This is a genomic window from Streptacidiphilus jeojiense, from assembly GCF_000719095.1.
In the GTDB taxonomy this organism is placed as follows: domain Bacteria; phylum Actinomycetota; class Actinomycetes; order Streptomycetales; family Streptomycetaceae; genus Streptacidiphilus; species Streptacidiphilus jeojiensis.
This window is the reverse complement of sequence record NZ_JOEH01000021.1, coordinates 241,345-256,093: the sequence shown is the minus strand read 5'-3', so window position 1 is coordinate 256,093 and position 14,749 is coordinate 241,345. Positions and strand designations below refer to the sequence as shown.

Genomic DNA, 14,749 nt, shown 5'->3' with positions numbered 1-14,749 from the left:
GAGCAACAGCAACAAGCCACGGACGGCGGAGGGCGGCAACGAACCCGCCATGTAAGCCACCCACAGCTGCCGCAAACAACCAGCTACGCCGCCCCGCCTCCCCCGCCCCGGCTCAGACGCCCTGCGCGGCGCCGTTGGCCTCGGCGATGAGCTGGTTTCCGGTTGAGTTGGGGAGCCAGAGTCTCAGCAACAACGGGAAAGGGTGCAGCTCGTTGCAGGGTTGTGATCAACGATCACCATCGCAGGGGCGGCCGGCCCCGGTGGGAGATTACGCGTTCACTACACATTGACATCGATTGATGGCAAGGTAGTACCTGTGGCGGCATATGACAGTGTGGATGTCCGGTTACACATCGACCCGCTTGATCCGCTGCCGAACGAGCAACGGGTGCATTTCTTCGAACATCTTCGGGATCCGGAGAGCGGCGAAATGCGCCTACCCGCTCATCCGGCGTCATGTTCACTCGCACGCGAACTCACCCTGGAGATCCTCCAGTCCTGGGGTCTGGAGCATCTCGGTTCCGCCGCCGCGCAGTTGGTGGCTGAGCTGGCCGCCAACTCGATCATCCACAGCGGCGGCAGCATCCTGCGGCTGCGGGTGACCCGGCGCGGGGGCTCGGTCCGGATCGAGGTCCGGGATCCGTCCCAGCAGCTGCCGCTGCTGATCCTGGGCGATGCCGAGGACGACCACGGGCGGGGGATGCACCTGGTCGACGCCCTTGCCGATCGCTGGGGTGCGGACCTGCTCCCCTACGGCAAGGGCGTCTGGTGCGACCTGCACATCCCCCGTAACTGAGGATGGATCAGCCTGCGCTGCAGGTGGTCCCGTTGAGGGCGAACGAGGCCGGCGCCGCGGCGTTCCCGGTGTGGGTGGCCTGGAACCCGATCGTGGTGGAGGCGCCGGGGGCCAGGGTGCCGTTGTAGCTGAGGTTGGTCGCGGTGACCTTCCCGGTGGACGGACTGATCGCGGCGTTCCACGCCGAGGTGACGGTCTGTCCGGAGGCCAGCGTGAACACCAGCGACCAGCCGTTGACGGTGCTCGTCCCGGTGTTGGTGATGGTGATGTTCTCGGTCAGGCCGGTGTTCCAGGCGTTGACCGCGTCAGCCACCTTGCAGGAGCCGGCCGCCCCGGTCGGACCGGACGTCGGCGACGCCGAGGCGGAGGCGGACGCCGTCGGCGTGGGCGAGGTGGTGGCGGTCCCGCCCAGTGCCGTCACCGAGGCGGTGTAGGCCGGCTTCGGCTGGTAGTTGCTGTCGTACATGGTCGCCGCGCCGTAGCCGGAGAAGGCGCCCGGGATCCAGGAGTCGGCGTCGCCGACGCCCCACTGGGAGACGCCGACGCAGCCGCTGACGCCGAGGCAGTCGTTGATCACGGTCGCGTAGTCGGTGGCCTGCTGGGTCAGGTTGGCGGCGGTGGCCGGGAGCTGGATGCGGTCGTCCAGCTCGGTGACGGCCACGTTCACCCCGAGCGCGGTGAAGCGCTGCATGTTGGCCTTCATGGTCGACGGCACCTGGCCGAGGATGAAGTGGCTCTCCAGCCCCACGCCGTCGATCGGGACGCCCTGCGACTTGAGCGAGGCGACCAGGTTGTACATCGCGTCGCTCTTGGCGTTCTCGCCCTCGATGTTGTAGTCGTTCAGGTAGAGCTTGGCGTTCGGGTCCGCGGCGTGGGCCGTACGCAGCGCGTCGGCGATGTAGCCGCTGCCCATCGCGGTGTAGAAGACGTCCTGCCGCAGCGTCCCGTCGTCGTTGAAGGGCTCGTTGACCACGTCCCACGAGTAGACCTGGCCCTTGTAGTGGGTGGCCTCGGTGGTGATGTGCGCCTCCATCGCCGCCTGCACCTGACTGGTCGGCAGACTGCTGACCCAGGACGGCAGTTGGCTGTGCCAGACCAGGTTGTGGCCGCGCACCCGCATGCCGTTCGCCTTGGCGTAGGAGACGATCGCGTCGCCCGGCGCGAAGTTGTAAGTTCCATTGGACGGCTCGGTGGTGTCCCACTTCATCTCGTTGCCGGGGGTCACCATGTCGAACTGGCTGGAGGCCACCGCGGTGAGGGTGGAGTTGCTGAGGTTGGACTGGGTGAGGGCGGTGCCGAAGTAGATGCCCTTGGCCTCGGCCAGGGACTTCAGGCTGGTGCCGGCCGCCCCGGCCTGCCCGCCCAGGCCGGTGAGCAGCAACGCTCCGGCGGCGACGGCCGCCGCCGCGACGCCGAGGCCGCGCCGGAACAGGGGGCGGGACGAGCGCGGCGCGGGCTGCGCCGCCTGCTGCCGCGTGAGCTGCGGCGCGGGGTGCTGCGGCGTCGGGTGCTGCGGCGTCGGGTGCTGCACGGAGCTGACGCCGGTTGAGCTGCTGCGGCGCCTTCCGTGGTCGTGTGCTGTCACCGTTCATGTCCTTTCCACAGGGGTGGGTGGGGTGTGCGGACGTGCGGCGTTGCAGACGCGGGCATGACAAACCGCTGGTCGGAGCGGCCCGACCAGGCCGTCATGCGGCGAACCGGGAGGGTTCTCGATCGAAAGTTTCGATCATGCTCCCGAATGTCAGCGGTGACCCTAGGCCCGACCCGACGGTCCGTCAACACCCCGCCGACACCGCGCAGTGCGGACCCCGGTGAAGCCGGCCCTCAGCGCCCGCCCCGGGGCCGCGTCGTGCTGCTGCGCTCCACCAGGCTGGTGGCCAGATCCACCCGGAGCGTGCTGGGCTTCCTGCCCCGGGCCAGATCCAGCACCATCCGGGTGGCGACCTCGGCCATCTCGGTCAGCGGCTGGCGCACCGTGGTCAGCGGCGGACCCACCCAGCGGGCCAGCGGCAGGTCGTCGAAGCCGACCACGCTCAGGTCCTCCGGGATCCGCAGCCCCAGCTCCCGGGCCGCCTCGTACAGGCCAAGCGCCTGCAGGTCGTTGCCGGTGAAGACGGCGGTGGGCCGGTCCGGCAGGCGCAGCAGCTCCAGCCCGGCGACATGGCCGGCCTCGTGGTGGAAGTCGCCCTCCCGGACCAGGCCCGGGTCGAACCCGATCCCGGCGGTCTCCAGCGCCGCCCGGTAGCCGTCGGTCCTGGCCCGGCTGCACATCATCCGCGCGGGTCCGGCGATCACCCCGATCCGCCGGTGCCCCAGCTCCAGCAGGTGCCGGGTGGCGGCCAGGCCGCCGTGCCAGTTGGTCGCACCGACGGCCGGCACGTCCTGGCCCGGGTCGCCGGCCGGATCCATGACCACGAACGGGATGTCCCGGCTGGCCAACTGCTCCTGCTGGGCGTGGTCGAGGCCGGACAGCACCAGGACCACCCCCATCGGCCGGCGCGCCAGCACCCCCTCCATCCAGGTCTGGCCGAGGCTGAGACGGCCCGAGGACTCGGACAGCACGACGCTGAGCCCCTCCTCGCGCACCACGTTCTCGACGCCCCGGATGACCTCCATCGCCCAGGCGCTCTCCAGCTCGTGGAAGACCAGCTCCAGCAGCGGGGCCGCCTGGTTGGCGCTGCGTCGGCGCCGGTAACCGTGTCGGCGCAGCAGCTCCTCGATGCGCTCGCGGGTGGCCGGGGCCACGTCGGCCCGGCCGTTCAGCACTTTCGAAACGGTCGGAGTCGAGACGCCGGCCTCCCGGGCGATCTCCGCCAATGTCGCCGTCCCGGTCACGGCCCCTCCCCTGCTGCCCGTCGTGCCTGCGGTTTCCGTGCCGCGGATGACTTCACGCCAGGGATCGTAGTCCCTGGGAGCCGGAAAATCGCCGGGAGTTGGCCTTGCGCCGACCCTTGACGCCCCCTGCCGCCGGGCCTACGTTTCCCCACGACATTCGGCAAAGTCTCCGAAACAATCGAAGGACAGGCAGGCCATGAGATCCTCCGCTTCTGTGTCTCGCAGCCGTACGTCCCGCAACAGAGTCGTTCGCAACAGAGTCGTCGTGTCCACCCTGGCCTGTGCCCTCGTGGCCGGAGTGACCGCCGGCTGCGGATCCAGCGGCGGCAGCTCCGCGAGCAGCTCGGGCACCATCCACATCCTGGTCTACGGCGACACCGGCAACACCGTCGAGAAGCAGATCGTCGACACCTTCAACAAGACCTCGAAGGTCAAGGCGGTCCTGGACACCATCCCCGGCGCCAACTACCAGCAGAAGCTCCAGACGATCATCAACACCCCGCAGGCGCCGGACGTGTTCTTCAACTGGGGCGGCGGCAGCATCGCGCCCTTCGTCAAGGCCGGCCTGCTGATGCCGCTGGACAGCTTCATCGCCGCGGACCCGCAGCTCAAGTCCGACTTCCTGCCGTCGGTCTTCAACACCGCCGTGATCGACGGCAAGGCCTACGGGGTCCCCATGCGCGGCACCCAGCCGGTGCTGCTCTTCGACAACAAGAAGGTGCTCGCCGACGCCGGCATCACCCCGCCCGCCACCTGGGACCAACTCATCGCCGACGTGCAGACGTTGAAGGCCAAGGGGAAGACCCCGATCGCGCTGGGCGGCGGGGACCAGTGGCCGACGCTGATGTGGTTCGAGTACCTCTACGACCGCGTCGCCGGCCCGGGGCTCTTCGCCAAGGCCCTCGGCGGCGACCCCAGCGCCTGGGCCAGCGCCGACAGCCAGAAGGCGCTGGGCATGCTCAAGCAGCTGGTCGACGCGGGCGCCTTCGGCAGCAACTTCGACTCGGTCAAGTTCACTGACGGAGGGTCACCGGCGCTACTGGCCAAGGGCAAGGCCGCGTTCGAGCTGATGGGCTCGTGGGAGTACGCCACCGAGAAGGCCGCCAACCCGGACTTCACCAAGAACGAGCTCGGCTACAGCAACTTCCCGACCGTCAGCGGCGGCACCGGCGACCCCAACGACGTCGTCGGCAACACCAACAACTTCTACTCGGTGCTGAAGAACACCAAGCACCCGGACGCCGTCGCGCAGTTCCTCAAGCTCATGTACTCCGACGAGTTCGTCAAGGCCCAGCTGGGCATCGGCAACCTGCCCACCACCACCAACACCCAGCAGTTCCTCTCCACCTCCACCGACCCGGCCTACGACACCTTCCAGTACAACCTGGTGAAGCAGGCGCCCTCGTTCCAGCTCTCCTGGGACCAGGCCTACCCGCCCGCGGCCACCACCGCGATGCACCAGGCGGTCCAGCAGTTCATGGACGGCAAGATGGACGCCGCCGCCTTCATCAAGGCCATGCAGGGGCTGCCGACCTCATGACCAGCCTGACTGCCACCCTCGCCGCCGCGGTGGAGCGCCGCCGGGCGGTACGCAGCGGCGTCGGGGCCACCCGCCCGGGCCTGGCCTGGGCGGTGCCCGCGACCCTCTTCTTCACCCTGTTCGCGATCGTGCCGCTGGTCCTGGTCGCGGTGCTGTCCTTCACCGGCTGGAACGGGATCGGCTCCCCGCAGTGGACCGGGCTGGCCAACTGGACCGCGCTCTGGCACGACCCGGTGATGCTCAAGAGCCTGTGGCTGAGCGCCCTGCTGACCACCCTCGGCGTGGTGGTGCAGACCCCGATCAGCATCCTGCTCGGGGTCTGGGCCGCCGGGCACCAGCGCAACCGCGCGGTGCTGCTGGCGATCTACTTCGTCCCGCTGCTGCTCTCGGCGACCGCGGTCTCGGTGCTCTGGCGGGCCCTGCTGGACCCCAACTTCGGCATCCCCTCCGAGGCGGGCTGGCTGTTCGGCGACGGCAACCTGCTCGGCACCCAGAGCGGCTCCATCGGCGTGCTGGCCTTCGTCGGGGCCTGGCAGTGGACCCCGCTGCACACCCTGATCTACCAGGGCGGCGCCCGCGCCGTCCCGCAGGTGCTCTACCAGGCGGCGGCGATCGACGGGGCGGGGACGGTGCGCCAGTTCTTCCACATCACCCTGCCGCAGCTGCGCAACACCATCATCACCTCCATGGTGCTGATGGTGGTCGGCGGGCTGACCACCTTTGACACCGTGCTGATCCTGACCCAGGGCGGCCCCGGCACCGACACCACCATCAGCGCCTACTACATGTACCAGCAGGGCTTCCTGAGCTTCGACTTCGGCGGAGCCTCGGCGATCGCCCTGGTGCTGGTGGTGATCGCCACGCTGGTCTCGCTGGTCATGGTCCGGCTGACCGGCTACGACAAGATGAACAGCACCGCGGAGGGACTGTGATGCGCCACCGCCCCAACTACCTGGCCGGCTTCGGCTCGCTGATCTGGCTCTTCCTGGTCGGCCTGCCGCTGTACGTGATGCTGACCGCGACCCTGCGCACCCAGTCCGACTACTCCACCTCCGGGCCGCTCAGCTTCCCCACCCATCTGACCCTGCAGAACTACCTGGACGACTTCTCCAACGGCTTCGGCCGGGACTTCCTCAACACCATCGTGGTCACCCTGTCCGTGGTCGCCATCGTGCTGCTGGTCGTCCCGCCACTGGCCTACGCCATCGTCAGAAGCCGCCACCGCACCATGAGCACCGTCTTCCGGATCTTCCTGCTCGGCCTGGCCATCCCCGCCCAGGCGGTGATCGTGCCGATGTTCTACGTCATCAGCAAGGCCGGCCTCTACGACAACCTGCTCGGCATCATCCTGCCCACCGCCGCCTTCTGCCTGCCCATCTGCACCCTGATCCTGACCGGGGCGATGCGGGACATCACCCCCGATCTCTACGAGGCCATGGCGGTTGACGGCGCGTCACCGGCGCGGGTGTTCCGGCAGCTGGTGGTGCCGCTGTCCAAGGGCGGGCTGTCCACCATCGTCGTCTTCGCCGCGCTGCAGGCCTGGAACGGCTTCCTCTTCCCGCTGGTGCTGACCCAGTCCGACTCCACCCGGGTGATCACCCTGGGCCTGTTCAACTTCCAGACCGAGCACGGGGTCGACGTCCCGGCCCTGCTCAGCGCGGTCCTGCTGTCCATGCTGCCGATCCTGGTCGTCTACCTGTTCGCCCGCCGCGCCCTGGTGCGCGGGCTGATGGGGGTCGGCGGAAAATGAGAGAGCGCGTGAACACCACCCGTACCGCCGTCCCGGACTGGCAGGACACCTCGCTGCCGGCCGGCGAACGCGCCGACGCCCTGATCGCCGCGATGACCCTGCGCGAGAAACTCGCCCAACTGGTGGGCGTCTGGGTCGGCGCCTCCGCCGACGGCGGCGAGGTCGCCCCCTACCAGCACGACATGGAGGAGCCGGTCGATCTCGACGCCCTGCTCCCTTACGGCCTAGGCCAGTTGACCCGCCCGTTCGGCACCACCCCGATCGACCCCGCCCTCGGCGCCGTCTCGCTGATGCGCAGTCAGCGCCGCATCGCCGCCGCCAACCGGTTCGGGATACCGGCGCTGGCCCACGAGGAGTGCCTGGCCGGCTTCGCGGCCTGGGGGGCCACCGCCTACCCGGTGCCGCTGTCCTGGGGCGCCACCTTCAACCCGGAGCTGGTCCGGGCGATGGCCGCCGCCATCGGCCGGGACATGCGCGCCGTGGGCGTGCACCAGGGCCTGGCCCCGGTCCTCGACGTGGTCCGCGACGCCCGCTGGGGGCGGGTGGAGGAGACCATCGGCGAGGACCCCTACCTGGTCGGCACCATCGCCACCGGCTATGTGCTGGGGCTGGAGTCCGCCGGGATCGTCGCCACCCTCAAGCACTTCGCCGGCTACTCCGCCTCCGTCGCCGGCCGCAACCTCGCCCCGGTCCCGATGGGCCCGCGCGAGCGCGCCGACGTCATCCTGCCCCCGTTCGAGATGGCCCTGCGCGAGGGCCGTCCGCGCTCGGTGATGTCCGCCTACACCGACACCGACGGGATCCCCTCCGCCGCCGACCAGGAGCTGCTGACCACCCTGCTCCGGGACGTCTGGGGCTTCACCGGGACCGTGGTCGCCGACTACTTCGGCATCGCCTTCCTGCGGACCCTGCACGGGGTGGCCGCGGACCTGGGCGACGCGGCGGGCCTCGCGCTGGCCGGCGGGGTCGACGTGGAACTGCCCACCGTCAAGGCCTTCGGCGAACCGCTGCTGGCCGCCGTCGGCTCGGGCGCGGTACCCGAGCGACTGGTGGACCGCGCGCTGCGGCGGGTCCTGGTGCAGAAGGCCGAACTGGGGCTGCTGGACCCCGACTGGAACCCGGTCCCGCCCGCCCTGGCCGGCACCGGCACCGACCCGGCGACCTACGACACACTGCCGCCGGGCGCCCTGCGCGGCCGCATCGACCTGGACCCCGCGGCCAACCGGGCGCTGGCCGAGGAGGTCGCCGAACAGGCCGTGGTGCTGCTGCGCAACGACGGCACCCTGCCGCTGGACCGTCCGGGCCGGATCGCGGTGATCGGCCCCAACGCCGACACTCCGCGCGCCCTGCTCGGCTGCTACGCCTTCCCGGTGCACGTCGGCGGCAAGCACCCGCAGGTACCGCTCGGCATCGACCTGCCCACGCTGCTCGACCAGGTCAGCGCCGAGTTCCCGGACAGCGAGGTGGTCACCGCACCCGGTACCACCGTCGACGGCGGCGACGCCTCGGGCATCGCCGAGGCGGTGGAGCTGGCCCGGGGCGCGGACGTGGTGCTACTCGCCCTGGGCGACCGGGCCGGGCTGTTCGGACGCGGCACCAGCGGCGAGGGCTGCGATGCCGAGTCACTCGAACTCCCGGGACTGCAACAGCAGTTGCTCGACGCATTGCTGGACGCCGGCACCCCGGTAGTGGTCGTCCTGCTGGCCGGACGCCCCTATGCGCTGGGCCGCGCGGTGGGCGAGGCAGCCGGCATCGTCCAGTCCTTCTTCCCCGGCGAGGCCGGCGCCCGGGCGGTGGCCGGGGTGATCGGCGGCCGGATCAACCCCTCCGGCCGGCTGCCGGTCAGCGTCCCGGGCCGTCCCGGCGTCCAGCCGTCCACATACCTGGCGGCCAGGCTCGCCCAGGCCAGCGATGTCTCCAGCACCGACCCGACCCCGGCCTACGGCTTCGGCCACGGACTGTCCTACACCGACTTCGACTGGTCCGACCTGCAACTGCTCCAGGACACCGCCGACACCGCCGGGGAGTTCCGGATCGCCCTGACCGTGCGCAACACCGGCCGGCGCAGCGGCACCGAGGTGGTCCAGCTGTACCTGCACGACCCGGTGGCCTCGGTGGTCCAGCCGGTGCAACGGCTGGTCGGCTACCGGCGGATCACCCTGGACCCCGGCGAGCGGTCCCGGCTGCGGATCACCCTGCCGGCCGACCTGGCGTCCTTCACCGGACGCGAGGGCCGGCGGATCGTCGAGCCCGGCGACCTGGAGCTGCGGCTGGCGGCCTCCAGCACCGAGACCCGCCACGCCGTCCGACTGACCCTCACCGGACCGGTCCGCACCGTCGACCACACCCGGCGCCTGCATCCGGAGATCACCGCCGGCTGACCGCCCGACCGGCCGCCGAAATCGGGACAGCAGTTCTTGTTATCCTCACCTGCCTCATCGCATCTGCCCACAGGGGGGTCCGAGAGTCGCGAGAGGATACCGACGGCAGTGCTGCACAATCCGGACACCGAGCTCGTGGCCGCCGCGACCGCCGGGGACCCACGGGCTCTGGACGACCTGGTCGCGGACTGCCTGCCGCTGGTCTACAACGTCGTGGGCCGGGCGCTGAGCGGCCACGCGGACGTGGACGACGTGGTCCAGGACACCATGCTGAGCGTGGTCAACGGCCTGGACCGGCTGCGCGACGCGGAGCGCTTCCGGTCCTGGCTGGTCTCGATCGCCATGCAGAAGGTCCGCGAACGGTGGCGCCGGCAGCAGGCCCGGCCGGCGCCCGGTTTCCTGGACGAGATGCTCGGCCTGCCCGACCCGGACGCGGACTTCGTCGACGTCACCATCATCCGCCTGGAACTGTCGGACCAGCGCCAGGAGTTGGCTGAGGCCACCCGCTGGATCGAGCCGTCCGAGCGCGACGTGCTGTCGCTGTGGTGGCTGGAGGCGGCCGGCCGGCTCACCCGGTCCGAGCTGGCCGAGGCGCTGCACCTCACACCGCAGCACACGGCGGTGCGGGTGCAGCGGGTCAAGGAACGGCTGGAGGCGGCCAGGGTCGTGGTCCGGGCACTGCGCGGCACCCCGCCCTGCCCGGACCTGGTCGCGCTGACCGACCGTTGGGACGGGACACCGGCCCCGCTCTGGCGCAGGCGGGTGGTGCGGCACGCCACCGACTGCCGGAACTGCTCCCTGCACTGGCGCGACCTGCTGCCGCCGGAGGGACTGCTCGCCGGGATCGCGCTGGTGCCGCCACCACCGGGGCTGGGCGTCGGCACATTCACCTTCCTGCACGGGGGAGCCGCCCATGCCGTCACCGGCCATGCCACCGCGACCCACGCCGCCGGCCTGGGCGGACGCGCCGCGCACCTGGTGCAGTACCTGATGGCCAAACCCGTCGCCGTCGCCGCCGCGGGCGCGCTGGCGCTGGGCGGCGGCGCCGCAGCCGGGTACGCCGTCCTGGACCGGCCCCCGCACAAGCCGGCGCATCAGCTCGCAGCGACCACCGCATCCAGCACCTCCCCGACGGCCGTCAGCACCGCCACGCCCACCGCCTCACTCAGCGCCGTTCCGACGCCGTCCGCCTCCCCCACGGCCCCGGTCTACGGCCAGACCGTGGACCAGGCGGAGTCCGCCCCGCCCGCCACCGTGAAGCCCGGCCCGCTGCCGGTGCGGCCGCAGACCGCGCCGCTGGCCCTGTCCGGCACGTTCGGGGCCCAACACCCCGGCGCCACCGGCGAGATGTACGTGCTGGACCACCGCGGCGACAACCTCACCATCACCGGCCGCGGCTACCTCCTGGTGCGCTGGCAGCTCCCGACCGTGGGTCAGATCTTCCCGCCGACCTGGACCGGGCTCGGCGGCAGGCTGTTCCATGTCGCCTCCGGCGGCGGGCGGCGGATGGACGACCCCAAGCCGGGCAGCACCGTCGCCGGCACCTGGATGGGCGACCGCGCCCAGGGCTACGACACGCTGGTTGCGGGGGCCCAGCAGATGTGGCAGAACGAGTACTTCTACCTGGACGGCACGGTCACCGTGCACCTGGACCAGGCCGGCCTGCGCTACTCGCTGATCGTCGCCCCCAGCACCTGGCAGGCCGTCAGCGACGACATCGACCAGGCTCCCGACCCGGCGGCCGGCCTGGTCCGCTACGGCCTGGTCCGGGACACCGGCGACGACACCGCCCCGGTACCGCAGTACCTGACCCGCTCCTCCCCCGCCGACCCCTTCTCGGTCGCCCAGCAGTCCCGGCTGACGTCCTGAGGAATGACCTGACGCATGTCCTGACGAAAGCTGTTATCGCGGCGGCGCCGTCCGCATCTCCCAGGGTGAGCATCGCAATCGATCCGACCATCGGGAGACACGGCACATGGGCAAGCAGACTGGCGCACACCGGATTCGCCGCGGACGGGTCGTGGTCGCCGGGTCGGTGGCACTCGCGGCCGTGGGCGCGCCGCTCCTGGCCTCGCAGTTGACGGCCTCGGCGGCCACCACCGACATCACCGCCGCGATCCGGGCCGGGCAGGACGTCACCCTCACCGGCGACGCGGTGGTGAACCTGCCCACCGGGACCACCACCTACAACGGCGTCATCAGCGGCACCGGAACGCTCACCGTGAACGCCCCCGGCGGCTCCGGCACCCTGGTGCTCACCAAGGACAGCGACTTCACCCTGCCCGCGTCGCGCCGCCACCAGACGGTGACCACGACCAGGTCGGCCCATCCGGTGACCACGGTCACCGACCCCGACCAGCCGGCCGTGATCGTCAGCCGCGGCGCCACCCTGCAGTACAGCTCCGGCGGCTCGACCGGCATCATCGGCCACTACCCCTACGGCACCCCGGGCTACGCGCTGAACGAGGACAACATCCGGGTCGACGGCACCCTGGTGCTGCAGACCGTGAACCGGAACTACAACCTCGGCACCATCAGCGGCTCGGGGCTGGTCATCCAACCGCGCTTCACCTGGGGGACCCTGGACCTGGCCGGCACCCACCCGTTCAGCGGCGTCATCTACAACGGCACCGGAATGGCGCTGGCCAAGCCGTGGTACCCGCTGGCGCTGCCCAACGCCAAGGCCATCGTCAACGAGGGCTCGGCCATCGTCGGCACCCCGTACGACTACACCCTGAGGCTGCGTCAGGACTTCTACGAGGACCACTACGGCAACGACATCAACTTCCACACCGCGCGCGGCGGCCTGGTCGTCGTCAGCGGGGTGTACAGCTACGCGGACCAGGGGGTGCCGAACAACCCCTCGTTGAGCAACCCGTCGCTCAACCTCAGTACCTCGGTGGGCAACGCCAACACCCGCGGCGTCAACATCGAAGGCGCGCACGTGCAGTGGGGCGACGGGACCACCAGCCGGTTCTTCCTCCCGGCCACCCCCGCCAACTCCTACATCAACATCCACAACAACGGCACGCTGGCCTTCGACTACGACGGGCCGGTCACCCTGGACACCCCGATATCCGGCGGCGTCTACCACAACTCGCTCAGCACCCCCGCGTACAGCGACATCAGCCTGATCGCCCACCCGGGCAACGCGGTGACCTTCGCGACGCCGATGAACTACCACGGCACCACCACCATCGGCGCCGGGGCCACACTGACCCTGGGCACCGGGGCCGCGGGCGGCGACTCCAGCCTGCTCACCGGGACGGCCGCGGACAGCATCGACGACCGGGGCACCCTGGTGGTCCGCAACACCGCCAAGGCGGTCTCGCTGTCCCGGATCAGCGGCTCCGGCTCCCTGCTCCAGGCCGGCTCCGGCACCACCACGCTGACCGGCGCGACCAGTTACACCGGCAGCACCACCGTCTCCGCGGGAACCCTCGCCGTCACCGGCGGCAGCCTGGCCACCGGCAGCGGCGTCGCGCTGACCCGCCCGGGAGCGGTGCTGGACCTGCGCAAGGCGGGCGACCAGACCGTCCACAGCCTGTCCGGCGTCCAGGGCAGCACCATCCTGCTCGGCGACAACACCCTGACCGTGGACACCTCCGCGTCCACCGTCTTCAGCGGCCGGATCGTCGGCGGGACGCTGAACAAGACCGGCAGCGGCTCACTGACCCTGACCGACAAGGCCGTCCCGGCCGGGCACGGCTGGACCACCGGGACGGCCGAGCAGGCGACGGCCGACGCGCACCCGAGCGCGAGCACCGGCGCCACCGCGGCGGCGACCGGAGCGACGTCGACGGGCAGCACTGCGGCAGCAGCCGCCGCGTCCGCCTCCCCCGCCCAGGTCGCCGGCGCGTCCGGCGACCTGGCGCAGACCGGCAGCTCCGTGCCCACCCTCGGCCTGGCCGGTGCGACCGCCGCCCTGCTGGCGACCGGCGCCACCCTGCTGCTGCGCAACCGCCGCAGGTCCGCCGCAGGGGCCGGCGGCGGACACCGCCGGCGCACGGGTCGTCGGCGCTAGGTCAGCGGTAGACCCGGACGTAGTCGGCGGAGAAGCTGATCGGGCTGGTGGAGGTCGGCGCCGAGTGGTACTGCCCGGCGCTGATCGACAGATTGAGGATCAGGTAGGCGGACCAGTTGGCGCCGACGCCGGTGTCGTCCGAGTACACCTTGGTGCCGTTGACGTACCAGTCCACCGAGTTCGCGCCGTAGTAGGTGCCGATGGTCACCCAGCTGCCGGGGGCCACCGCCGAGGCGTTGGTGTAGTAGTCCTGCGCGGCGTTGACGTGGTTGGTCAGCTCCAGCAGGTCGGCGTTGTCGGGGTGGTACTCGAAGGAGTCGATCTCCCCGTTGCCGTCCTTCCAGGTCCACAGGGCCGGCCAGGCGCCAGCGGCGGAGGGCAGCTTGACCCGGGCTTCGACATAGTCGCCGGTCCTGACCTGGAAACCCTCCTTCGAGCCCTCGGTGGTGAGCAGGCCGGTGGTCCAGGCCTGCTTGCCGTTCTCCAGGGTGTGCGAGGACGGCTGCGCGGTGAAGGTGGCGACGCCGTCGGCGACGCTGACGTCGTTCTGGTCGAGCCAGTCGAGCTTGTTGTCGCCCGGGTTGTGGTCGCCGTAGGCGTAGGAGCTGCTGGTGTCGCCGACCCAGCGCGATCCCCAGGAGATCGGGCTGCTGAACTCGTCGGACCAGGTCAGCGACTTTCCGGCGGCGGCCGCCGCGGTGGAGGTGGTGCCGGAGGAGGTGGTGCCGGTGGAGCTGGTACCGGAGGAGGCCGTGCCGCCGGAGGCCGCCGCGGCGGTGACGGTCAGGGTCTGCGAGGCCAGGTTGTGCCAGGCGCCCGCGCTGTCCTGCCAGAAGCCGAACTCGGTGTAGCTCCCGGCGGGCAGCGTGCGGCTGCCGGTGGTGATGGAGACCCCGCCCGGGCAGATCCGGACGTCGGACGCCGACCCGGGGAAGTCCAGGTTGTTCCCGGCCGCGTCGCGGACGCCGACGCCTAGCGTGGCGGCTGTGAAGCAGCGGCTGGAGTGCACCGTGAGCCCGGCGGTCGACGCGGTGCCGGCGGTCAGCGAGGTCGGGGTGAGCCGGTCCTGGGTGACCCTGGTCGCGGCCTGGGCCGGGGTGGCCAGCGAGACGGCGGCCAGCGCGGCGGCACCGGCCATCCCGACGGCCGCGCCGAGGCGTGCGGAGGCAGTGGCAGGTATGCGCATGAAGGGGTTCCTCTGCGACGCCTGCGAGGTGAGCTGTCGGGTTCGGGCACGGAGGACGCCCGGTCGCGCGTGGTGCGACGTTCACCCCTAGCCGGTGGCGCCTGTCACGGCGCTCGGTCCGGCGACTGACCTGGGTCCCCCGCTCCTGCCCGTGGAGCGATTCGAGTTCCTGCCACCGGGCGGACAGGATTCGGCGTCCCGGTGGCGAGGTCCGCGTGCGGCGGAACCAGCAGGCTA

Annotated in this window: 10 protein-coding genes and 1 riboswitch; of the genes, 7 read left to right on the top strand and 3 right to left on the bottom strand. The window is 71.1% G+C overall.

The window, feature by feature from the left end; translation table 11 throughout:
* The first annotated feature begins 430 nt into the window (after positions 1-430).
* Complete coding sequence (locus tag IF29_RS0127305) at positions 431-796, top strand: ATP-binding protein (RefSeq protein WP_051726066.1); 366 nt, start codon at positions 431-433, stop codon at positions 794-796.
* Positions 797-803: 7 nt separating this feature from the next.
* Here IF29_RS0127305 and IF29_RS0127300 read toward each other — a convergent pair whose 3' ends face one another.
* Positions 804-2,381 carry an endo-1,4-beta-xylanase gene (locus IF29_RS0127300; RefSeq protein ID WP_232242490.1) on the bottom strand — a complete coding sequence of 526 codons (1,578 nt, stop codon included), beginning with the start codon at positions 2,379-2,381 and terminating at the stop codon, positions 804-806.
* Between the two features lie 239 nt (positions 2,382-2,620).
* Entirely contained in the window at positions 2,621-3,631 is a 1,011-nt protein-coding gene (locus IF29_RS0127295) for a LacI family DNA-binding transcriptional regulator (protein ID WP_157623948.1), read from the bottom strand.
* A gap of 196 nt (positions 3,632-3,827) precedes the next feature.
* Between IF29_RS0127295 and IF29_RS0127285 the strand changes: the two genes are divergently transcribed.
* The 6 genes from IF29_RS0127285 (at position 3,828) to IF29_RS0127260 (ending at position 13,326) form a co-directional block, all read left to right on the top strand.
* Complete coding sequence (locus IF29_RS0127285) at positions 3,828-5,171, top strand: ABC transporter substrate-binding protein (RefSeq protein ID WP_051726065.1); 1,344 nt, start codon at positions 3,828-3,830, stop codon at positions 5,169-5,171.
* Entirely contained in the window at positions 5,168-6,103 is a 936-nt protein-coding gene (locus tag IF29_RS0127280) for a carbohydrate ABC transporter permease (RefSeq protein ID WP_030260203.1), read from the top strand. Before IF29_RS0127285 ends, IF29_RS0127280 begins: the two co-directional genes overlap by 4 nt.
* Complete coding sequence (locus tag IF29_RS0127275) at positions 6,103-6,921, top strand: carbohydrate ABC transporter permease (RefSeq protein ID WP_030260200.1); 819 nt, start codon at positions 6,103-6,105, stop codon at positions 6,919-6,921. Before IF29_RS0127280 ends, IF29_RS0127275 begins: the two co-directional genes overlap by 1 nt.
* Positions 6,918-9,302, top strand: coding sequence for a beta-xylosidase/alpha-l-arabinosidase (locus tag IF29_RS0127270; RefSeq protein WP_037596778.1), 2,385 nt, complete (start codon positions 6,918-6,920; stop codon positions 9,300-9,302). Before IF29_RS0127275 ends, IF29_RS0127270 begins: the two co-directional genes overlap by 4 nt.
* 108 nt (positions 9,303-9,410) lie before the next feature.
* Positions 9,411-11,171: an RNA polymerase sigma factor gene (locus IF29_RS0127265; protein WP_030260195.1), complete on the top strand. Its 1,761-nt coding sequence runs from the start codon at positions 9,411-9,413 to the stop codon at positions 11,169-11,171.
* 106 nt (positions 11,172-11,277) lie between these two features.
* On the top strand, positions 11,278-13,326 hold the full coding sequence (locus IF29_RS0127260; protein ID WP_051726064.1) for an autotransporter-associated beta strand repeat-containing protein: 2,049 nt from the start codon (positions 11,278-11,280) through the stop codon (positions 13,324-13,326).
* 1 nt (position 13,327) lies between these two features.
* Here IF29_RS0127260 and IF29_RS45265 read toward each other — a convergent pair whose 3' ends face one another.
* Positions 13,328-14,512 (bottom strand): glycoside hydrolase family 16 protein, encoded by a 1,185-nt coding sequence (locus tag IF29_RS45265; RefSeq protein ID WP_084715026.1) that lies wholly within the window; start codon positions 14,510-14,512, stop codon positions 13,328-13,330.
* Positions 14,513-14,515: 3 nt separating this feature from the next.
* Positions 14,516-14,681, bottom strand: a riboswitch (cyclic di-AMP (ydaO/yuaA leader).
* Positions 14,682-14,749 lie beyond the last annotated feature (68 nt).